Here is an 18,701-nt window from a genome sequence, read left to right on the forward strand (position 1 = left end):
CATGGACCGCGAAACCAACGACCTGATCGAGCTCGGCAGCATCAGCGATGACACCGCTGGCGATGTCGGCCTCGGTGGCGAGATCAACGGCAAGTTCAAGCCGCTCGGCCTCAGCGTCGACTGACCGGGAGCTGGGGGCCGGCCAGACCGGTTCCCGGCACCCCGCCTTTCACATTCCAGCACAAGGAAGAAGACGATGGAACGCGAAGCGAATGATCTCATCGAGCTCGGCACTGTCAGCGCGGACACTGCAGGTGACTGGGGCCCTCCGTTCGAGCCGGCCGGCCGCATGCTCCGTCCTGCGATGGAGCAGGAATGAGCAGGTGCGGGGAGCGGCAGGTGCCGCTCCCTAAACCTGCGGGGCAAACACGATGGGATGGCAACTGACTCCCGGCATCGGCTACTGCGAGGCAGGCGGCGAACTCGTCTTCCTCGATCTGACGCGCGATAAATATTTCGCGCTGCGGGGGCTAGATCGCGGGGCGTTCGAACGGCTGCGCGCAGGCGAACCAAATGATAGCGACGCCATGTCACGGCTGGTTGCAACCGGCCTGCTGGCGCGAGCGGAGGGAGCTAGCAGGCTCGATCCCGCTCGAGCGGCCGTTCCTTTTGACGATCTGGCCTCGCACGAGGATGGTGCCTTTAGCTTGCCGATGAGCCTTCGCGCGGCCTCGGCGCTGCATTGGGCGCGGCGTGCGATGAGGCCCACCGCGATCGGAACGACCATAGGCAAGTTCGCGGAGGCGAAGCGGCGGCTTGGCGTTGTGGGCGACGAGGGCGCAATCGTTGACATCGCGAAGCGCTACGCGGCCTGCCGTTGGCTTGTTCCCGTGCCGACGCGTTGTCTCATCGATGCGCTCGCACTCGACCGCATTCTCCTTTCCCGCCAGCTCGTAGCGACGCTCGTGTTTGGTGTCCGGCGCGATCCATTCGCCGCGCACTGCTGGCTCCAGACACCTGAGACCGTGTTGACCGGAACTTCTGCCGAGGCGCGAAACTACACGCCCATCCTGGTGATTGGATGAAACGCGCACTGATCGCCTACCTTGGTAACGAGGATGTGGCCGGCCCCGTTGTCGCCGCTGCCGGGCGGTTTGGGATGCGCCCGCTGCCGTGCGGCACCGATTTGTTGCTCTTCGCGGGAGAGGCGATCGCCGATCGCGTCATGCCGGACGGTGCATTCCTGCTCGGCGAGATATTCTCCCTGACCGGCGCGACCTGCCCTGCACCGGCGGATGGTTGGGGCAGCTTTCTCGCTTTCTCTCGCGACGATGCAGGTTGGCGCATCGACCGGGCGCCGCTGACGGGGTTGCCGCTCTACTGGACGCGGTGGCGCGGCGGGATCCTCTGTGCCTCGCACCTCGCGCCGCTCGTCGAGATGATCGTCCCGATCGGTGTCGACTGGGATTTCGTCGCGCAGGCGCTCGTTTACAGCAATTTGCGGACGGAGCGCACCGGCGTCGCGGGATTGTTCGAGCTCTTGCCCGGGATGCAGCTTGCGTGGGACGGCAAGGAGCCACGCACGGAGATGCTCTGGTCGCCGTGGCAGCATGTCGGCGACGTGCGGAACGCAAAGATCTCCGAGCTGGCGCCCGAGCTCGAACGGCGTCTGGTCGGCGCGGTGCGGGCGTGGAGCCGCGCCCGGCCTCATATCATGCTCGAGCTGTCGGGCGGGCTCGATTCCTCGATCGTCGCAGCCGCGCTGACGGGTGCCGGCGCGGACTATGCCGCGGTGAATTTCGTGACCCCTGGTGCGGACGGCGACGAACGACATTATGCGCGCGCCGTTGCGCAGCACTGCGGCATCGATCTTGTCGAGGCCGAACTCGATCCCGCGGACATCGACCTCGCCGCCGCGCCTGAGACCATTGGCCCGCGGCCAGGAGCCTATGCCGTTCTTCGCGGAATTGATCGCGCTTTCGAACGGGTGGTGGAGGGCCGCGATGTGTCCGTGTTCGGCGGCATCGGCGGCGACAATATCTTCTCCTTCGATGGCTCGGTGTCGCCCTTTCTCGACGCGGCGCAGACTTTCGGTCTCGGACCTCGCGCTTTTGGAGTGCTGCGCGATATTGCGCGCGGTGGCGGAGCAACGCTTTGGGATGCAGGACGCTTGGCGTGGCAGGCGTGGCGGCGTGGTCCGCGTGTCGGCTGGCGTAGCGAGGCCGAATTCATAGCGAAGGAGGCCGTTCCGGCGGCGCCATTCGCACATCCGTGGGACGAGGGCGCACGCGCGCATGGCCAGGCGAAGCGAAATCATGTCGAAGCCCTGCGCCGCATTCTCGACTTCACCGACCGCCCGCTGCGCTGGGCCGATCGCGACGTCGTCGCGCCGCTGCTGTCGCAGCCGGTGGTCGAATTCTGCCTGTCGATTCCAAGCTGGACCTGGATCGAGGGCGGCCGCGACCGCGCGGTGGCGCGCGCCGCCTTCGCTCACTGCCTTCCTCCCGAGGTGGTGTGGCGGCGAGGGAAAGGCAGGATCGAATCGGTCGCGACGGCCTCCTATCTTCGGCAGCGGCCGCAGATTCGGGAATTGCTGCTGGGCGGACGTCTTGCCGCCCAAGGCTTGCTCGATCTCCCGGCAGTCGACGCCTATCTGGCGCGCGACCTGGCTGACGGAGATTTTCTCTATTTTCGGTTGCTGGAAATTGCCGACGTAGAGCTTTGGCTGCGGTCCGTCGAAGCTTTGCGCCCGGCGGGTGCGAGCCTAGACCAGCGCGCATATTGCGCCGATTTTGCGGGATCGGGGTCGATCTCGCCCTTGAGCCAGTAAAGAAACCAGTCGAGGTTGCGTTGATAGACGGCGAGTTTCTGTCGCGGCTCGAACTTGATGTGCGGCGCCAGCGGGAAAATATGCATTTCTCCCATGCGCGCGGTGGCGAGCTTGCTCTGCAACTCGATCGTTTGCCGGGCTTCGCTCTCGGGCAATTGCATCAGCACCGGGGAGCGGATCCGGTCGACGTTGGCCGCCGGCGACATATGCTTCCATGCGGCGCGATCGGCGTCCGGCGGTCCGAGCTTCCAGTTGCGGCGGAGATTGTCGGCGAACATCTGGCGGCTTGGCCTCTCGTTGAACCAATAATAGGCGGGTTCCATCTGCACCGAAGCAATCGCGGCCGCCTTGAGCAAATGGCTGTGACTCGCAGTCCACATCGTGACCTCGCTCCCGAAGCTGAGACCGCCCATGCCCACCCGCGTCCGGTCGACCAGTCCCTGTTCTGCGAGATGGTCGATCGCCGCGCCGACGGCTTTGAGGCCAAGCGAATAGCGCGCTTCGGCCCCATCTGCGCCCGGCAAGACGTTTATACATAGCGTAGCGATCCCCTTCGCGGCCATGGCGCGGAGCGGATATTCGTCGCCGAGGCCGCCGCGCAGATAGCCGGGGCACCGGTAATAGGTGATGAAGAGCGGCAGCCGCCCGGGGATCTTCGGGCGGATCACTATGCCCGACGCACGGCTGCCGCCCACCTGCCAAGCGATGGTTTCGGCAAGGAGCCCTTCGCTGTCAGGAAAGTTGTTCGGGGTGTCGAGGACGCGTTTCGTACCGTCGTAAGCGATACGGACGAGGCGCGGCGCGATCGATGGCGTGGCCTCGACGCAGAAAAGGGCTGCGGGCGTCGCGGCGCATGGCGCATCCTCGTCGCGGCCGCCCGAAAGCAGCCCATCGCTCTCGGCGAGCCGATTGAGCGCGCCGGTTGCGGGCGACCAGAGATGGATGGTTTCGCGGAGCGCGCGGTCGCGCAGGGTCACGGCCGTGCGTCCTTCCGCGAGCGCCAGAGTCGAAGCGAGCCGCTGCGATCGATCGAGGCAGCCGAGGAGCTCGAAACAGACGTCGCCCGCTTCGAGCTTGGCGCGCAACGCCGCCGATACCTCGGGCGTGGCGCGCGGCAGCGGCGGGGGGAGTGCCGCGCCTTCGCTCGCGCTGGCCGGACGCGACGTTCGCGCGAGCGGGTCGTGGACCCGGGTCATGCGCGGCCGGTGGGCGAGGAGCGGAGCGCGATCGAACCAGTCGCCTGTAAATCGTTGCGTCGCAGCGCGTCCGTTGATCAGTCCGCCGCGGTAGAGCGGAGCGGCAAGGTCGACCTCGCCGTCGACGAGGATACCGGCCTCGCGCTCATCCTCTTCCGCCCGCGCGATCGCGTCGCGCGACGGTCCTTCGCTGGCGACGATCGATCCGTCGGGCTGGATAGCAAAGGCTTGGATATCACCGTCGCCGGCGACAACCGGAACGAACCCCGAGCCATCGATCCCGCTGCGCCACAGCGCGACTCGTCCGTCGACAAGCGCGCGCACGACGAGGCTTTTGCTGTCCGGCAACCATGCCGCCTCGCCGGGCGTGACAACGCCGACTTCGTAGATCAGCGCTGTCCCGACCCGGCCGAGCGCGCGAGGGGGAAAGCTGCCGTCGGCGTCGGCGATATACCAGTCGACGTCGATCCGGTTCGTTGCCGTCGAGGGGCGCTCGACCCGATACGCCACCCAGCGCCCGTCGGGCGATGCGGCGAGGCCCGAAATGTCGGCGACTTCGGCAATCTCGCGTGGCGTCGTCTGGCCTGCTGCGGCGGGCGCCGCAGCCAGCATGGCGAGGAAGGCAGCCGTGCGGATCACCAACGGATCACCGCCTGGAGCGCGACTGTCCGGCCATAGGGATTGGCCTTCTCGGGATCATAGCCGAGCGCCGAGGTGCTGCTGAGCAGTTCTGCGGACGGGGGATCGCGATCGAACAGATTCTGGACGCTGAGCGACAGCGTCAGCCCGCGGGCCCCATTCTCGTCGCCGCCGAAACGCTGCGACAGGCTGGCATCGACGGTCGTCCACGACGACACGCGCGCTGCGGGGATGACGGTCTGGTTCGTATAACCGTCGATATAGTTCACGAACGCATTCGCCGAGAAGCGGCCCTTCGACCAGCCGGCGCGTCCCCGCAGCCGCCATTTCGCCGGGCTCGCATAAAGGCCGACGACGTCGATCGACGGCGCGCCCTCGGTGAGCTGGCGCTTGATCGAGAAAATATGCGTACCCGATATGCCGAGGTCGAGGTTTCCGCCTGCGAACCCCGGCGCGTATCCGAGATCGAAATCGATCCCGCGCTGGCGTTCAGCTGAGAGGTTGCGCGTCCGCCCGTCGAGGATGGCGACGATATCGCCCGGTGCGAAACCTAACGGATTGGAGAAAAGGGGCGAGTTGAAATAGCCCTGTACCACGTCGGGCGCCGGGTTTTCGGTTACCACCCCGGCGAAGGTTTCGCGGTCGACCAGGAAGCGCAGATAATCCTCGCTCGCGCTGCCGATCCGGTCACGATAGTCGACATCATAATAGGTCAGCGATGCCCTGAGGCCGGGGAGCGCGGGTGGCGCGATATCGAAACCTGCGGTCCAGGTGGTCGCCGTCTCGGGCTGGACGTTGGGAGCATATCCGAACAGCCCGATGACATTCGACGTGCCCGAAGGCGCGGCGGGGTCGGGAACCTGGAGCGTCGTATAGAAGGCGACTGTTTCTCCGATCAGTTCGGAGAAGAGCGGGGCTCGAAACGAGGTTCCGTAGGAGGCACGCAGCGCGATGCCGTCGACGGGCTCCCAGCGCACGCCGAGCTTCGGATTCTCGGTGCGGCCGAACTGGTTATAGTCCTCGATCCGCCCCGCTAGCGTCAGGTCGAGCTTGCGCAACCCGGAGATGGCATTGTCGGTGCCGAAAATGGGCACGAGCAGTTCGGCGTAGATGGACTTAACGCTGCGCGGACCCGGCAGGCCGAAGAAGGGCGATGCGTCGGGTGTCAGGAAGCTGATGTCGTTGATCGTGAAATAATCATATGCCTCGCGCCGGTACTCGGCGCCCGCGGCGACACGGACTTCGCCGCCGGGCAAGCGGAACAATGGGCCGTCGGCGCGCAGGGCCGCTGACCAATTGTCAAAGGTGTCGATCGTCTCATAGCTGCCGCGGATGCGCGCGATCGTCGCCGGATTGTTCGCGCTGCCGTCGCCGAAGACGTTGAAGGCAGTCGCAGGGTCCGTGTCGGCGAGCGCCTCGCGGAGGCGCGCGCTGTTCACGGCATTGTCGAAGCTCGCGCGGCTCTTCTGGCGGCCGTAATTCCCGCCAAGCTGGATGCGCCAGCTCCCGATCTGCTGCTCGACACCTGCTGAAGCCGAGACCGCCCACACGCGGCCCCGGTTGATCTGCGATCCGAGGTCGTTGGTGAAGCTGTAGGCGACCGAGACCGGCTCGCCCGTTCCGATCGGGTCGACGTAAAAGGGGTTGGTCACCGGAACCGCTGCGGTGCGGAAAAAATCGGTCTTGCCTTCCTGCCGGTAGCGCCGCTCGGCCGCAAGAATGTTGGCGCGCAGGGTCAGCGTGTCCGTAATGTCGATTTCGCCGCTGGCATAGAGGCTGTGGACGCGCTGGCGGGGGAGCAGTTCGCTTTCGATCCGGTTGTCCCGTCGGTTCTGGACGCCGGGAAGCATGTCGGCGGCGGTGAGAGCGGTTCCATTCTGGCCCGTAGGGATTCCGAAGATCCGCCCATCGGCGGCGGTGATCGTCCCGGGCGCCGCAAAGAGCGAGCGATAGTCGGCGCCGCCGAGCGGGCGCAAATCCTCCCGGGCATAGTCGCGCTTTGCGGCGGCGAGCGCGCCGCGCGCCGAGTATTGGTAGGCGACCATGATATGCCCGCCATTCCACCCCTTGCCGAGGATCTGACTGAACTGGAGGTCGGTCATATCGCCATCGGACGTCCCGGCGCGAAACAGCGTCTCGGCGCCGTCAAAGCGATTGCGGAGGCGCAGGTTGACGACGCCGGCGACTGCATCTGCGCCATAGATCGCCGAGGCGCCGTCGGTGAGCACTTCGATGCGCTCGACCGCTGTCACCGGGATGAGCGAGATGTCGGCGAAGGCGCCGCCGAGCCCGCCGAGTGCGGGACGCGTTCCGTCGATCAGCACGAGCGTCGATGAATTGCCGAGGCCGCGCAGGTTGATGCCGCTGCCATAGGTCGCGTCGGCCCCCGCGCCGTTGCGCGTCGTGGCGCCGAGCGTGGTCTCGGTCACGCCGCCGCCGAAGGCCTGCGGCAACGACTGGAGCAATTGCTGGACGGTGCCGTAGCCGCTCCTCTCGATTGCTTCCCGGTCGATTGTCACGACCGGCGAGCCGACGGGACCGACACCGCGAATGCGCGAGCCGGGAATAGATCCCTTGTGACAGGATTTAGCCTCGATATGGTTTCTTCCGCGCGGCGGAGGATGTCACGCTGCTCCAGCACGGCGTGGGGGTCGGGACCTGCCACGTCATGATCCTCGAAGCTGTGGTGCGCCTGAACGTGATTGCGCACCCCCGAACGCGCCCGGTTTTTGAGGATCGAGCGCGCTGCCGCCGCGAGATAGGCGCCGGGTGCCTCCAACAGGCCCGCGCCATCGCCTTTCGCCGAGAATATTCGGCGAAATGTCTCCTGCACGAGGTCCGCGACCTCCTGCGGCGGCACGCGTCGCCGGAAGATGCCGGCCACATGCGACCGCTGGGAAGCATAGAGCGCCTCGATCCTGGCACTATTTCCGAAGGGAGCCCAATCGCCGGGCGGCAGCGGGTCGCCGGACGAGATGGCGCGCTGTTCCGACTTGTCGTCCTCGAAGTCCATTCTCAATCGCCTACCGGTCGGACGGAAGCGGCGATCAAAGCCGGGCGGTAAGAACATATTCGGAAATATGCGCCGCCGCCTTTAGCCCGAAGGCTTGGACATACGCGTCGGCCACCCGGCAAGGATGGGAATATCGCAAAGGCTTCCGAAAGAGATTCTTACGTCCCGGCACCGCGCGCCTTCCAGCCCGATGCCAGATAAGCATAGCCTGACGTTACGGCAGGGCAAGCCTTCGCTGCATCGATTGATCCAGAATGAGTCTATTTCTCGAATTTTCGGCAGTGTTTAGCGGGCCTGCGACAACGTCGGTCGGAAGGCCTTTCTGCTCGAAACGATCCTCGAAATCGCAGTCTGCTAGCGGCCGCGATAAGGCTCGCATGCTATTCCGTCGCCGTCGCCATCCATCTCGGACCGATACCCAGGTTGACCCCGACGAAGCGGCGCGGCGCCGACCGCCCACGCCTCCTTGCAGTTGCGGAAAAAGACGCCGGAAGGCGAGGGGAGATGCGTTGGCGAATTCACGCGTGGGGCGTTGATCGCGCGCGGCCGCGGCCGCGGATTTGCTGCGCGATATTCGGCCGGGGTCTGGAAGCTGCCGGCCCAAAGGCCGAGCCGCGCGGTTCGGGCGCGGGCCTCGGCGCCGATATAGCGATCGCTGAAATGCGGGAGCGCCACGGCAAGGCCCGCGTCGATCATCGCGCCACCAAGATCCGTCGTACCGGCGCGGCAGGCCGCAACAATGCGGCCATAATCGTCGACATCCTTCTGGTCGCAGACGACCTGGCGCCCGGCGATCAGGCTCGCCAATCTTCCCTGCGCTTCTTTCCCGCACATCCATGTCGAGCTGTTACGCTGACAGCTCTGCGCCAGTTCGGGTGCGTCGATACCGTAAAGCCGGACCGAAATCCCGCTGAGGTCCAGCGAATCCCCGTCCGCCGCCCTGGCGGGGCCACTGATATCCTGCGCCAATGTTGGTACCGGCGCCATGAGAATGGCGATTGCGAATATGTGTCTCATGCTTAGCCCATAACCCGGTTTCGTGAGCAATTCCTTCCCCGGACAAGTCCATTTTGCACAGGCGCTCCGGGGCCAACGGGGCAGGTCCGGCGCGATGAATGGCGCGTCCGCGCGCGCAACGGCGCTGCGCCGCCTTTTTCCCCGGCCGCCGAGCGGCCTCCTCGCGGGCGCTGCGCGCACAAAAAGCCGGCGCGGCGCCGTCCTTCGCTGGCGCTCCGGCCCTGCGGGTGCGCACGCGTCAGGCGCCATTCGCTGGCCGCCGGTGCCCCGGGGATGGCCCCGGGCCTTGCAGGAGCAATCATCATGGCCGCAATCGGTCTTGTCAGCGGAACGATCGAAAAGGGCTTCGTCGGCCAGCTCGCGACCCTCTCGATCCGCGTCCCCATCGAGATCCGCTGCAACAAGGGCAAGAATGGCGACATTCAGCCCGACTATCGTCTCTGGTCCGACGGGGTCGAGTGCGGTGCCGGCTGGCTCCGCCGCAGCGAGGCGTCGGGCAAGCTCTACGTGTCGCTCAGCGTCGAAGCGCCCGAGTTTGGGCCGCGCCGCATCTATGCAAACCTCGGCCGCGCGGCGGGGCAGGACAATCCCGATGTCTATGCAATCATCTGGAATCCAGCGGATTGAAGGGGATCGGCGGCATCCTTGCATCCGGTTCAATCTCTCCGTGCAAGGCCGCCGCCACCTTGTTAGGGTGAAGCCAATGCGCAGCAGTCTCGATCATCTCCCACCGCACAAGCAACGCGAACTCGAGCGGATCGTCCAGATCGTCTTCGAGGAATTCGAGGATGCGCTGGCGCTCGCGACCCAGGACTGGAAGCGCAAGGGCCGCATTGCCAAGATTATCCTCTATGGCAGCTATGCGCGCGGCGGTTGGGTCGACGAGCCGCACACCGCCAAGGGTTATCAGTCGGATTACGACCTGCTGATCGTCGTGAATGACGATCGGCTGACCGATCGGGTCGAATATTGGTCGAAGCTCGACGATCGGTTGATCCGTGAGCTTTCGGTGACCAAGACTTTGCGAACGCCTGTGAACTTCATCGTTCACAGTGTGGGTGAAGTGAACGCTGGCCTGTCACAGGGCCGCTATTTCTTCATGGACGTCGCGCGCGACGGGATCGCGATCTATCAGGCCGTCGATGACGAACTTCCTGAGCCGCAGCCAAAGACACTGCACGCGGCGCTGGAGATGGCTCGGGAGTATTTCGAGGAATGGTTTCCGAGCGGCGGAGAATTCTTCGACAACTACCGCTTCAACCTGTCGAAGGACCGGCGCAATAACGCCGCGTTTCAGCTACACCAAGCAGCGGAGCGGTTCTATAATTGCGCGCTGCTGGTGTGTTCTTTCTACTCGCCGCATGTCCATAATTTGGCATTCCTGAGAACGCAGGCCGAACGCATTGATGCCCGATTGCTTAATGTCTGGCCGAGCGAGACCAAAGCGGCTCGCTCTCGATTCGAGAAGCTCAAAGAGGCGTACATCAAGGCCCGCTACTCAAAACATTACCGCATTTCCGAGGACGAACTGAGCTGGCTCGGCGCGCGGGTTGAAGCACTGGCAGCGATCGTCGAAACCATCTGCCGTGAGCGGATCGCCGAGCTTGAAGCGACGGCGAGGCAGGCCAGCTAGCCGGCCGTCTATTTGCGGCGAAAGCGCTCGAAGCGCTTTCGATCGTCATCCACCTTGTTCGCCAAGCTCGCGTTCGCGCACTCCTCTCCGCTTGCCGAGCCTTTCCGGCAGTCTTCCGCGACCTGCCTGGCCTCGTCGAGATGCGCATGGAAATATTCGGTGCTTCGGGGTTGTGCCGGCGCGCAGGCGACCAAGGCAAACGCAGCGAAGAATGAGAGGCGTTTCGGCATTTCAGGCTCCAGGCAATTCCCCCAAATTCCTTTTGCCACGGCGTGCTCAGGCGATGGAGCAAAATTAGCCTCAATCTGGAGCAATTTTCGAGGGCGCTGGGTCAGCCTAATGTCAGATCCTCCTTCGCGACCTCATAATAGCTGGCAACACGATCGGCGTAGGCCTGGTCGAAAGTGGGTGCGTTGGCCGCCCAGCTGGGGCCGCCTTCGAGCACCCGGCGATCGATCGTCACGACGTAGGAGTCGGTTGTGGGGTCGAACGCGAGCAGCCGGAAGGGCAGGGGATAATAGGCTTTGCCCATGCCGAGGAAGCCGCCAATGCTGAGGATCGCATAGACTGTCTGGCCGGTGCGCTTGTTGATCATGAAGGCGTGGACCGATCCGAGCTTGTCGCCATCGCGGGTCTTGACCGCCATCGTGTCGGCCTTGTTCGACTGGCAGAGCAGCTGGGTGGGTTCGTCAATATCGGCCATGGGTCCTCCTTCGTGTCGATCGCACAACATGCGAGCGACAGGCGGGTTCCCGATTTCGGAAAGGGCCGGGTAGCTTTGAAGGCAACATCTGCGGTCGCGGCGCATTGTCTGGGTAACAGACAAGGAGTTTCATCATGGCCGCCGACAAGCCTCTCTCATCGCGCCGCATTCTCATCATGGCCACCGACGGGTTCGAACAATCCGAACTCGAGGTGCCGCTTGAGCGACTGAAGGACGCGGGCGCTGATGTCGATGTCGCCTCGCTGGGTACAGGCGAAATAACAGGATGGGACGGTGACGACTGGGGCGACGATGTCGAGGTCGATCTTGTTATCGCCGATGCAAAGGCATCGGATTATGATGCGCTCGTATTGCCCGGGGGACAGATCAATCCCGATCTGCTCCGCGTCGAGGAGTCTGCAATCGCATTGATCAAAGACTTTGCTGGTGCGGGCAAACCTGTTGCGGCAATCTGTCATGCCCCGTGGCTGCTCGTTGAGGCAGGCCTCGTGAAGGGTCGCCGCATCACGAGCTACAAGTCGATCCGTACGGACGTGGCAAACGCTGGTGCCACTGTCGTTGATGAACCGGCGGTCGTGGACCGAAACATTATCACGAGCCGTTGCCCGGACGATCTCCCGTCCTTTTGCGATGCGATCATCGATGCGCTGACGAACGTTCAGGCGCCGGTCGAATAGGCGCGGACGATAAATTTCATCGACCGCAGCCTTGCGCCCGACCCCTGTAGGGTGGCCGACCACGAAGCAACCTCGAAAGAGCGGGTCACGCCATCTTCTGAAATCGCTCGAACCGGCTGAGCGCGGTCTCGACCTTGCTGCGGAGCGCTTTGGTTTCCGGGACTAGCCATGTCCATTTCTGGATGATCAGCGCGCCCGCCTTGCGATCCATCTTCGTATCAATCGCGGCGACGATCCGGTCGCCTGCGAGCACGGGGAGCGCGAAATATCCCAGCACGCGCTTGGCCGCGGGGACATAAGCCTCGAACCTGTGCGCATATCCAAATAGCGCTGACAGGCGTTTCCTTTGGATCACCAGCGGATCGAACGGCGACAGGATATGAACCCGCGTTGCCGGGAGGAGGGAGGGAAGTTCATCCAGTGCATCCGGCTCGGCCCAGTGGTTCGCGCGCGCCAGCCCCTCGATCTCGACAGGCACGAGCGAACCGCGCGCGACGCGTTCAGCAACCCGCCGCGCCACCTCGGCCTTGGCCGGCGCATCGCCGTAGGTCATGCTCTCAAGGCTGACTACGCCTTGGGTACGCAGGCCCCGATCAAGCAGATAGTACGCAAAATCCTGTGGGGAGGCGGGCGAGGGCCGGGCGGTCCAGCCGAAATGGCGTTCGGTCAATTCATAGGATCTGAGCATGCCGGTCCGCGCGCTGATCGTGAGATCGCCGATCCAGAACCCTTGGGTCAGCAGGCGTTTGGACGGTTTGCGGCTGGCCCAGGGATGATCTTTTTCCACCAGCTCCTGATCGTCGATATCGCGGAGCGAGAGCGGGCCATTATCACGGATGCGGGTGAGCAGCGCCGCATAGGCATCGGGGTCAACCTTGGCAAAGGAGGGATGGGGCTGGATACGCCATGCATCCATCGCGGCGACGAAGAAGCGATAATCGTCGGTCCGGATGTAGGCGAGGGCATGTGCCCAATATTCGAACGCGGATTTCTCGATGGATTGCACCGCTTCGAGGGCAGAAGCCCGGTATTCGGGAATGCGCGACCAGAGGATGTGGTGATGGCAGCGCTCGATGACGTTGATCGTGTCGATCTGGACATAGCCGAGATGGCGTATGGCGGCGGCGACCGCCGCGGGGCCGGCGCCAAATGGCGCCGCTTCGCCGAGCCGCTGCGCTCGCAGCCACAGACGCCGGGCATCGGCCTGGCTGATTCTTGTGGTCTTCGCGGTCATGTCCTTGCTTCAGATCCCACTGAGTGGCGTTCGATCGGTGCCGTTACGACTGGCGGCGCTCACTGATAGCGCAGTGTCTTCTCGAACCCTTCGTTGGCCTTTGTCATCTTCGCCAGCTTTCTGAGATAGCCGCGAACATTGCGGTGGAAACGCGCATCGTCATAGATGCCCGTTGCCGCATAATCTTCTTGGGCGGCCAGTGCCTTGATGCGTCCGGCGAACGCGGCCTGCTCACCTGTGGAGTCAGATGTTTTAAGTGTTCGACAGACCCATTCCTCGGCGGCGGCCTTGTCATAGTCGTCCTGCGCGTCGTAGCCGCGCCGGTCGGCTGCGGCCTGATCAAGCTTAGCGGCCTCGAGACGCCGTTCCAGCCATTTCCGGACCTGCTCCCCATCCCATGCCTTTGCCGGATCGTGCATCATAGTCTCCAAACTTTGTCAGCATTGCCCATTAGATGAGAGGGGCACAGAAGCTAGAGTTCATTGGAGATGAAGTCAGTCCGGCGGCTTTGCGCCTCGTGCCGGTCAATCTGACACCGGCCGGCTCGTGCCCGAAAGCAGTCATTCTTTCGAGGCTTCCGAGAGACTGCTCCGCGCCTGATTTCGCTCATTCTCCGGGCGAAACGCCGATCCCAAAGGCGCCATCCCGGAAACTGACCCTCGCGAGATGGCATCGCGTTAGACAGGCATAACCGATGTGTGGATGCCCGGAACAAGCGGAATCGAGTTGGTGCAAGCCTTGAACGCTCAGGGGCATCTGTTCCAGTCATTGTGATCACCGGCCATGCGGACGTTCCGCTCGCCATCCTGGCAATGAAGGTAGGAGTCGCGGATTTCATCGAAAAGCCGTTCGACGACGAGATCATGCTTTCCGCCATCAGGCGGGCGCTGGCGCAGCAGGCCGGAAGCGAAACCGCGCGCGCCGAGCGGCAGTCGATCCTCGGCCGGATGGCTGGGCTTTCGGCGCGCGAGCGCGAGGTTGTCGACGGACTTGTCGCCGGGAAGGCGAACAAGGCCATTGCTTTCGATCTTTCGATCAGCGCACGGACGGTCGAGGTCTATCGCGCTAATGCCATGATGAAGATGCAGGCAAAGACGCTCTCCGACCTCGTCCGGATGGCGACAATCGCACAGCTTGATGCGCTGCGCGATAGCGCGAGCGGCGCAAGTCCGCCTTTGCCGTGGGCTCGTCACTTGGCAGCCTGTCCGACTCCTGTCGGAATTTGTCAATCCATCGGCAAATTGCTGCCGCCTGGACTGAGAATGCAGATCAGGCTGCGCGCCTGATATGGGGCGTCAGCAGCATGCCCTTGGAGCCGAGGCGATCGCGTGCTTCGGCGCGCCGCTCAACAGCGTGGACGATCGTCGCAAGATCGTCGATCCCAATATCGAAGGATTCGCCAAGTTCGGCGAGCACGGCCTCGATATCGTCGGCATCGAGGCTTCTCCTGTCGATCGACTGGAGGTCGCCGGAAGCGAGGACCGCGCGGTGGGGATATGAATGACCCGAAATGCGGTGAAACGCGATTCCCGCTGCGACCAGGATTATTGAGTTCAGTCCGACTGCCACAAAGGGAAAACTCCAGCCGAGCGCGTGAACCGCTGGTCCGCCTATGACGGCGGTGAGGGCGGCAGCACCTCCGGGTGGGTGGAGGCAGCGCGCGATAGACATGACGGCGATCGCAAGCCCGACCGCGAGGGCTGCAGCCAACTCGTGCGAGGCTGCGGTATTTGCCACGACGACGCCGACCAGTGCCGACAGAATATTGCCCCCAATCACGGGCCAGGGTTGAGCCAGCGGGCTGGCGGGTACGGCAAACACGAGGACCGCCGATGCGCCGATCGGTGCGACAAGCCATATCGGAGTGAGGCTCGCCAACAGCGCAGCGCTCGTCAACGCGACAATTAGGATAGCCGCAAGTGCTCCGAGCGATGCCGCCAGACGATCGCTCGATCGGGCACCGGCAAGCCGTGGATGGAAACGCAACCATTCGAAACGCATAGGAGAAGACCCTTGAAGATATCCGTCGCGCGCCTTGGCGCATCGCAGATCGTCCGCAAAGAAAGCATTATTTGTGCGGCATGAAGCGCCCGGCGTTCGTCAGTTGCTTTCGAGCTATCATCCAAACCTGTCGAGCAGGTCGGAAAGCAACGGCTTGATACGCCGTATCTCCTGCTGATGCGCAGTTGACAGCGTCCGCAGCAGATTTTCGGCCTTGGGCGTCAGGTGCAACACGAGTTTTCGGCGATCGCCCTGGGCGGCTTCGCCGGCCAGCAGTCCCAGACCTGAAAGCCTCTTCACCAGTTCCGATACGGTGTGCGGCCGCAGAATCAGGCGCTGCGCGAGATAGCCGACGGTGGCTTCGCCGTGCGGTACGCCGCGTATCGCGAGCAGCGCTTGATGCTGCCTGGGGGAGAGGCCGGCCTTGGCGGCTTCGCCTTCGCTGAACGCGAGAAAAATGCGGATCGTCGCCCGGAAATCGGCCAGCGCCGCATAATCGGCGTCATCGAGCGCGGCAGGATCTCTGCTCATCGAGCGAAACGGGATTGAGAAATATCGTAATACGACATAATGGGCGGCCTCTCACTGTTCATCCGGAGTTTGTCTATGCCCGCCCACGCCGACAGGCGCCACCGCCTCGCCGATCATAGCGCGGATCGACGGATGCTGCTTCTGGCGGTGATGGCACTGGTTGTGGGCGTTGGAGCGACGGGCGGGGCGTGGCTCCTCATCAGGGCGATCGCATTGATGACGAACCTGTTCTGGTTCGGTCGCTTGTCCGCAGCGCCGACCGAGATTATCGATTCGGCGCTCGGGTTCGGTACGATGTTCGTCCCTGTTCTCGGAAGCCTGTTCGTTGGCGTGATGGCACGGTTCGGCTCAGACAAGATCAGGGGCCACGGCATCCCAGAGGCGATCGAGGCGATCCTATTCGGCGAGAGCCGCCTGTCGCTGAAGATCGCTGTCTTGAAGCCGGTTTCTTCGGCAATCTCGATCGGCAGCGGCGGCCCCTTCGGTGCGGAGGGGCCGATCATCATGACGGGGGGCGCCATCGGCTCGCTCTTTGCGCAGCGCTTCCGGTTGAGCGCCGCGGAGCGCAAGACGTTACTGGTGGCCGGCGCCGCCGCCGGCATGACGGCCATTTTCAACACCCCGCTCGCCGCGATCCTGCTCGCGATCGAAGTTCTCCTCTTTGAATGGAAGCCGCGCAGCTTCGTGCCGCTCGTCGCCGCGGTTCTTATCGCGTGGACGGCGCGGCCATCGCTTATCGGCTTTGGGCCGATGTTTCCGTTCGACGCGGCGATGTCCGCATCGGCGGCTTTGGCCGGTGGGGCTGCTGCGATCGGCATCGTCACCGGCCTCCTTTCCGCATTCATCTCGTCGACGCTCTATCTCACTGAGGACCTGTTCCAGCGGCTGCCCATCCACTGGATGTGGTGGCCTGCCATAGGAGGGATTGCGGTGGGTATCGGCGGCCTGATCGACAAGCATGTTCTCGGGGCCGGCTATGCGAGCATTCAGGCGCTGCTCGATAGCTCGCTCGCACTCCGGGTGGTCGTCGCGCTGATGGTCGTCAAGGCGCTCGTCTGGCTGATCGCGCTCGGTTCGGGCACGTCCGGAGGCGTGCTGGCACCGCTGTTGATCTTGGGCGGAGCAGCCGGATACCTTGCGGGGCAGATGTTGCCGGGCGACGCCGGCTTCTGGGCAATGATCGGAATGGCAGGCATTTTGAGCGGCGCGATGAGAGCGCCGCTGATGGGCGCACTCTTCGCGGCCGAGGTAACCGGGCATTTCGATGCGCTGCCCTTTACCGTCGCTGCCGCGGGTTCCGCCTATGCGGTTAGCGTGCTGCTCATCCGGCGATCGATCCTGACCGAGAAGATCGCGCGCCGCGGTCGCCACATCGTTCAGGAATATAGCGTCGATCCGCTTGCCTTGTTTCAGGCCGACCAGATCATGACGCGCGACCCCGCTACGTTAAGCGGTGCTATGCGCGTCGGCGATGCGCTCGACTTCTTCCAGACCCGCGCAACGCATCGAAGCTATCCCGTTGTCGATGAGGAGGGCGGTCTGATCGGACTTGTGTCGCGCACCGATGCACTGCGCTGGCAAGCGGGTGAGACGCCCCTCATGGCGAAATTGTCCGAGGCCATTGCGGATGCCGGCCTACCCTTTGCTTACCCGGACGCGCCAATCGGTGCGATCGCCGATTTGATCGTCGAGAGTGGATTTGGCCGGGTTCCCATCGTCGAGCCCGCTTCCCGGCGAGTGGTGGGAATTCTCTCGCGGCAGGATCTTTTGAAGGCGCGAAAATTTCATCGAATTGCCGAAGATCGGCGCAATTGAGAGTACGGCGAATGTCGAAGACTGGCTGCGGCGCGACCGCCAATCGCTGGCACGGAACCCGTGGTGACGGTCATAATAGCTAATGTCGTCCGCTTACCTGGTCCCGCAATGCAAAGCTGCCAGTCCGCTGTCGGCCAAACCTCACGCGCCACGCGCAAACGAATTTCGGCTTGCCGCCTCAGGTAAAGCTGCGCAATATCTTGGCAAATCCATGGGGGTCGCAAAATCTTGCCCATTGGAGACCTTCCATGAATATTCGCAGTTCCGTTCCATGCGGCCTTCTGTCCCATCTCGCGATGCCCTCCGCGGAGGTACGCCCATGACCACCAGTCGTCGGAAATTCCTGGCTGCGACCACGGCGGTGCTAGGGGCCTCGGCGGCAAGCCGGACAGCATCGGCTCAATTGCTCAAGGGGCCACTGCGCAAGATCGCGACCGAGGAAGCATTTGCCACGCCGGAGCTCGCAAAGGCATGGTTGGAGATTGCCCGGTCACAGCCCAACTCCAGCCTGGATATTCCCACCGGCATCCTGTCGATTTTCGACAATCCGCGTCCCGGATCGAACCAGGAGCGGTTTCGCCGCCAGCTGCTCGATGTGGACGCCGAGCGCATCCGCGACATGGACGAAGCCGGCGTCGACATGCACCTTCTGTCGGTGACGATACCAGGCGTGCAAATCTTCGAGCCAGCCCGGGCGAGCGAGCTTGCAGCGACAACCAATGACTATCTCGCCGCCGCCATCGCGCGGCACCCGGCACGCTTTGCCGGGCTTGCCTGCTTTGCACCGCACGATCCGGTTAGAGCGACGCGGGAAATGGAGCGCGCGGTCAACGTGCTTGGCCTGAAGGGCTTTATCGTCAATTCACACACTCACGATCTTTATCTGGACGATCCGCGCTTTGCCCCGATCCTTGAGGCGGCGCAGGCGCTCGATCGTCCGATTTATCTTCACCCGCGCGCACCGTCCAATGGCATGGCCGCTACGTTTCGGGACTACAGCATGGGAGGGTCGATCTGGGGCTTCGGTGTCGAAGCCGGGACGCATGCGGTACGGATGATCCTGAGCGGGGTTTTCGACCGTTATCCGCGGCTGCGCATCATCCTTGGGCATATGGGGGAAGCACTGCCCTTCTGGATGTGGCGCCTCGATCATATGGCGGCGCGCCGGGCAAAGGACGGGCGGATGAAACCCTTGTCGCTAGCGCCCAGCGACTATTTCCGGCGGAACTTCGCGGTGACGACCAGCGGCTTTGAATCTCCCGATGTGCTTGATCTCGTGATCAAAGTTGCCGGCATCGAGAATGTCATGTGGGCGATCGACTATCCCTATGAAAGTTCGCGCGATGCGGTGACCTTCATCGAAGGCGCCGACCTGACGGCCAGCCAGCGCGCCAGCATCTTTCATCGCAATGCGGAGCGGCATTTTCGCCTGTCTTGAGACGCTTCTCGGC

The 18,701-nt window shown here is 63.6% G+C and carries 19 protein-coding genes and 1 pseudogene; 10 read left to right on the top strand and 10 right to left on the bottom strand.

Features of this window, described 5'->3' with window-relative positions:
• Position 1: 1 nt before the first annotated feature.
• The 4 genes from HEQ22_RS01940 to HEQ22_RS01955 all read left to right on the top strand — a co-directional run bounded on the left by HEQ22_RS01940 (position 2) and on the right by HEQ22_RS01955 (position 2,770).
• A complete protein-coding gene (locus HEQ22_RS01940) occupies positions 2 to 124 on the top strand; it encodes a benenodin family lasso peptide (protein ID WP_432769521.1) in 123 nt (40 codons plus the stop codon).
• Between the two features lie 72 nt (positions 125 to 196).
• The gene (locus tag HEQ22_RS01945) at positions 197 to 319 is read left to right on the top strand and encodes a hypothetical protein (protein WP_432769522.1); all 123 of its coding nucleotides are present in this window, start codon (positions 197 to 199) and stop codon (positions 317 to 319) included.
• 52 nt (positions 320 to 371) lie between these two features.
• Complete coding sequence (locus HEQ22_RS01950) at positions 372 to 1,025, top strand: lasso peptide biosynthesis B2 protein (protein ID WP_432769523.1); 654 nt, start codon at positions 372 to 374, stop codon at positions 1,023 to 1,025.
• On the top strand, positions 1,022 to 2,770 hold the full coding sequence (locus HEQ22_RS01955) for an asparagine synthase-related protein (protein ID WP_432769524.1): 1,749 nt from the start codon (positions 1,022 to 1,024) through the stop codon (positions 2,768 to 2,770). Before HEQ22_RS01950 ends, HEQ22_RS01955 begins: the two co-directional genes overlap by 4 nt.
• A gap of 44 nt (positions 2,771 to 2,814) precedes the next feature.
• Here HEQ22_RS01955 and HEQ22_RS01960 read toward each other — a convergent pair.
• The 4 genes and pseudogenes from HEQ22_RS01960 to HEQ22_RS01975 form a co-directional block, all read right to left on the bottom strand.
• Positions 2,815 to 4,578: pseudogene (locus tag HEQ22_RS01960) on the bottom strand (Atxe2 family lasso peptide isopeptidase); the annotation flags it as partial.
• Between the two features lie 23 nt (positions 4,579 to 4,601).
• Positions 4,602 to 7,124 carry a TonB-dependent receptor domain-containing protein gene (locus HEQ22_RS01965; RefSeq protein WP_432769525.1) on the bottom strand — a complete coding sequence of 841 codons (2,523 nt, stop codon included), beginning with the start codon at positions 7,122 to 7,124 and terminating at the stop codon, positions 4,602 to 4,604.
• On the bottom strand, positions 7,121 to 7,618 hold the full coding sequence (locus HEQ22_RS01970; protein ID WP_432769526.1) for an RNA polymerase sigma factor: 498 nt from the start codon (positions 7,616 to 7,618) through the stop codon (positions 7,121 to 7,123). The genes HEQ22_RS01965 and HEQ22_RS01970 overlap by 4 nt, the downstream gene beginning before the upstream one ends.
• A 354-nt stretch (positions 7,619 to 7,972) precedes the next feature.
• Complete coding sequence (locus HEQ22_RS01975; protein WP_432769527.1) at positions 7,973 to 8,587, bottom strand: thermonuclease family protein; 615 nt, start codon at positions 8,585 to 8,587, stop codon at positions 7,973 to 7,975.
• 351 nt (positions 8,588 to 8,938) lie between these two features.
• On the opposite strand from HEQ22_RS01975, the gene HEQ22_RS01980 reads away from it, so the two are divergent.
• Together HEQ22_RS01980 and HEQ22_RS01985 are read left to right on the top strand one after the other, a co-directional pair.
• Complete coding sequence (locus HEQ22_RS01980; protein WP_432769528.1) at positions 8,939 to 9,262, top strand: DUF736 domain-containing protein; 324 nt, start codon at positions 8,939 to 8,941, stop codon at positions 9,260 to 9,262.
• 76 nt (positions 9,263 to 9,338) lie between these two features.
• Positions 9,339 to 10,268: a HEPN domain-containing protein gene (locus HEQ22_RS01985; RefSeq protein WP_432769529.1), complete on the top strand. Its 930-nt coding sequence runs from the start codon at positions 9,339 to 9,341 to the stop codon at positions 10,266 to 10,268.
• A gap of 8 nt (positions 10,269 to 10,276) precedes the next feature.
• On the opposite strand, the gene HEQ22_RS01990 is transcribed toward HEQ22_RS01985, so the two are convergent.
• Both HEQ22_RS01990 and HEQ22_RS01995 read right to left on the bottom strand, forming a co-directional pair.
• Positions 10,277 to 10,498 (bottom strand): EexN family lipoprotein, encoded by a 222-nt coding sequence (locus HEQ22_RS01990; protein WP_432769530.1) that lies wholly within the window; start codon positions 10,496 to 10,498, stop codon positions 10,277 to 10,279.
• A 101-nt stretch (positions 10,499 to 10,599) separates the two neighbouring features.
• A complete protein-coding gene (locus tag HEQ22_RS01995) occupies positions 10,600 to 10,971 on the bottom strand; it encodes a PRC-barrel domain-containing protein (protein ID WP_432769531.1) in 372 nt (123 codons plus the stop codon).
• 134 nt (positions 10,972 to 11,105) lie between these two features.
• Between HEQ22_RS01995 and HEQ22_RS02000 the strand changes: the two genes are divergently transcribed.
• Entirely contained in the window at positions 11,106 to 11,669 is a 564-nt protein-coding gene (locus HEQ22_RS02000; RefSeq protein ID WP_432769532.1) for a type 1 glutamine amidotransferase domain-containing protein, read from the top strand.
• An 85-nt stretch (positions 11,670 to 11,754) separates the two neighbouring features.
• Here the strand turns inward: HEQ22_RS02000 and HEQ22_RS02005 are convergent, their stop codons facing one another.
• Both HEQ22_RS02005 and HEQ22_RS02010 read right to left on the bottom strand, forming a co-directional pair.
• The gene (locus HEQ22_RS02005; RefSeq protein WP_432769533.1) at positions 11,755 to 12,903 is read right to left on the bottom strand and encodes a winged helix-turn-helix domain-containing protein; all 1,149 of its coding nucleotides are present in this window, start codon (positions 12,901 to 12,903) and stop codon (positions 11,755 to 11,757) included.
• 59 nt (positions 12,904 to 12,962) lie between these two features.
• Positions 12,963 to 13,322: a hypothetical protein gene (locus tag HEQ22_RS02010; protein WP_432770923.1), complete on the bottom strand. Its 360-nt coding sequence runs from the start codon at positions 13,320 to 13,322 to the stop codon at positions 12,963 to 12,965.
• Between the two features lie 351 nt (positions 13,323 to 13,673).
• Between HEQ22_RS02010 and HEQ22_RS02015 the strand changes: the two genes are divergently transcribed.
• On the top strand, positions 13,674 to 14,189 hold the full coding sequence (locus HEQ22_RS02015) for a LuxR C-terminal-related transcriptional regulator (protein WP_432769534.1): 516 nt from the start codon (positions 13,674 to 13,676) through the stop codon (positions 14,187 to 14,189).
• Here the strand turns inward: HEQ22_RS02015 and HEQ22_RS02020 are convergent.
• Positions 14,173 to 14,904 carry an HPP family protein gene (locus HEQ22_RS02020; RefSeq protein WP_432769535.1) on the bottom strand — a complete coding sequence of 244 codons (732 nt, stop codon included), beginning with the start codon at positions 14,902 to 14,904 and terminating at the stop codon, positions 14,173 to 14,175. The genes HEQ22_RS02015 and HEQ22_RS02020 overlap by 17 nt on opposite strands.
• 117 nt (positions 14,905 to 15,021) lie before the next feature.
• The gene (locus HEQ22_RS02025) at positions 15,022 to 15,435 is read right to left on the bottom strand and encodes a MarR family winged helix-turn-helix transcriptional regulator (RefSeq protein ID WP_432769536.1); all 414 of its coding nucleotides are present in this window, start codon (positions 15,433 to 15,435) and stop codon (positions 15,022 to 15,024) included.
• A gap of 75 nt (positions 15,436 to 15,510) precedes the next feature.
• Here HEQ22_RS02025 and HEQ22_RS02030 point away from each other — a divergent pair, with 75 nt between their 5' ends.
• Complete coding sequence (locus tag HEQ22_RS02030) at positions 15,511 to 17,250, top strand: chloride channel protein (RefSeq protein WP_432769537.1); 1,740 nt, start codon at positions 15,511 to 15,513, stop codon at positions 17,248 to 17,250.
• Positions 17,251 to 17,332: 82 nt separating this feature from the next.
• Positions 17,333 to 18,688 (top strand): amidohydrolase family protein, encoded by a 1,356-nt coding sequence (locus tag HEQ22_RS02035; protein WP_432769538.1) that lies wholly within the window; start codon positions 17,333 to 17,335, stop codon positions 18,686 to 18,688.
• Positions 18,689 to 18,701: the final 13 nt, after the last annotated feature.

This window comes from Sphingopyxis sp. (assembly GCF_050916055.1).
In the GTDB taxonomy this organism is placed as follows: domain Bacteria; phylum Pseudomonadota; class Alphaproteobacteria; order Sphingomonadales; family Sphingomonadaceae; genus Sphingopyxis.

Excerpts from the sequence above, each read along its gene's own strand:
- HEQ22_RS01950 (WP_432769523.1), top strand. The coding sequence starts at position 372 with ATGGGATGGCAACTGACTCCCGGCATCGGCTACTGCGAGGCAGGCGGC.
- HEQ22_RS01995 (WP_432769531.1), bottom strand. The coding sequence starts at position 10,971 with ATGGCCGATATTGACGAACCCACCCAGCTGCTCTGCCAGTCGAACAAG.
- HEQ22_RS01985 (WP_432769529.1), top strand. The coding sequence starts at position 9,339 with ATGCGCAGCAGTCTCGATCATCTCCCACCGCACAAGCAACGCGAACTC.
- HEQ22_RS02000 (WP_432769532.1), top strand. The coding sequence starts at position 11,106 with ATGGCCGCCGACAAGCCTCTCTCATCGCGCCGCATTCTCATCATGGCC.
- HEQ22_RS02030 (WP_432769537.1), top strand. The coding sequence starts at position 15,511 with ATGCCCGCCCACGCCGACAGGCGCCACCGCCTCGCCGATCATAGCGCG.
- HEQ22_RS02035 (WP_432769538.1), top strand. The coding sequence starts at position 17,333 with ATGTCGTCCGCTTACCTGGTCCCGCAATGCAAAGCTGCCAGTCCGCTG.
- HEQ22_RS02010 (WP_432770923.1), bottom strand. The coding sequence starts at position 13,322 with ATGCACGATCCGGCAAAGGCATGGGATGGGGAGCAGGTCCGGAAATGG.
- HEQ22_RS01990 (WP_432769530.1), bottom strand. The coding sequence starts at position 10,498 with ATGCCGAAACGCCTCTCATTCTTCGCTGCGTTTGCCTTGGTCGCCTGC.
- HEQ22_RS01980 (WP_432769528.1), top strand. The coding sequence starts at position 8,939 with ATGGCCGCAATCGGTCTTGTCAGCGGAACGATCGAAAAGGGCTTCGTC.
- HEQ22_RS02005 (WP_432769533.1), bottom strand. The coding sequence starts at position 12,903 with ATGACCGCGAAGACCACAAGAATCAGCCAGGCCGATGCCCGGCGTCTG.
- HEQ22_RS01955 (WP_432769524.1), top strand. The coding sequence starts at position 1,022 with ATGAAACGCGCACTGATCGCCTACCTTGGTAACGAGGATGTGGCCGGC.
- HEQ22_RS01945 (WP_432769522.1), top strand. The coding sequence starts at position 197 with ATGGAACGCGAAGCGAATGATCTCATCGAGCTCGGCACTGTCAGCGCG.
- HEQ22_RS02020 (WP_432769535.1), bottom strand. The coding sequence starts at position 14,904 with ATGCGTTTCGAATGGTTGCGTTTCCATCCACGGCTTGCCGGTGCCCGA.
- HEQ22_RS01970 (WP_432769526.1), bottom strand. The coding sequence starts at position 7,618 with ATGGACTTCGAGGACGACAAGTCGGAACAGCGCGCCATCTCGTCCGGC.
- HEQ22_RS01940 (WP_432769521.1), top strand. The coding sequence starts at position 2 with ATGGACCGCGAAACCAACGACCTGATCGAGCTCGGCAGCATCAGCGAT.
- HEQ22_RS02025 (WP_432769536.1), bottom strand. The coding sequence starts at position 15,435 with ATGAGCAGAGATCCTGCCGCGCTCGATGACGCCGATTATGCGGCGCTG.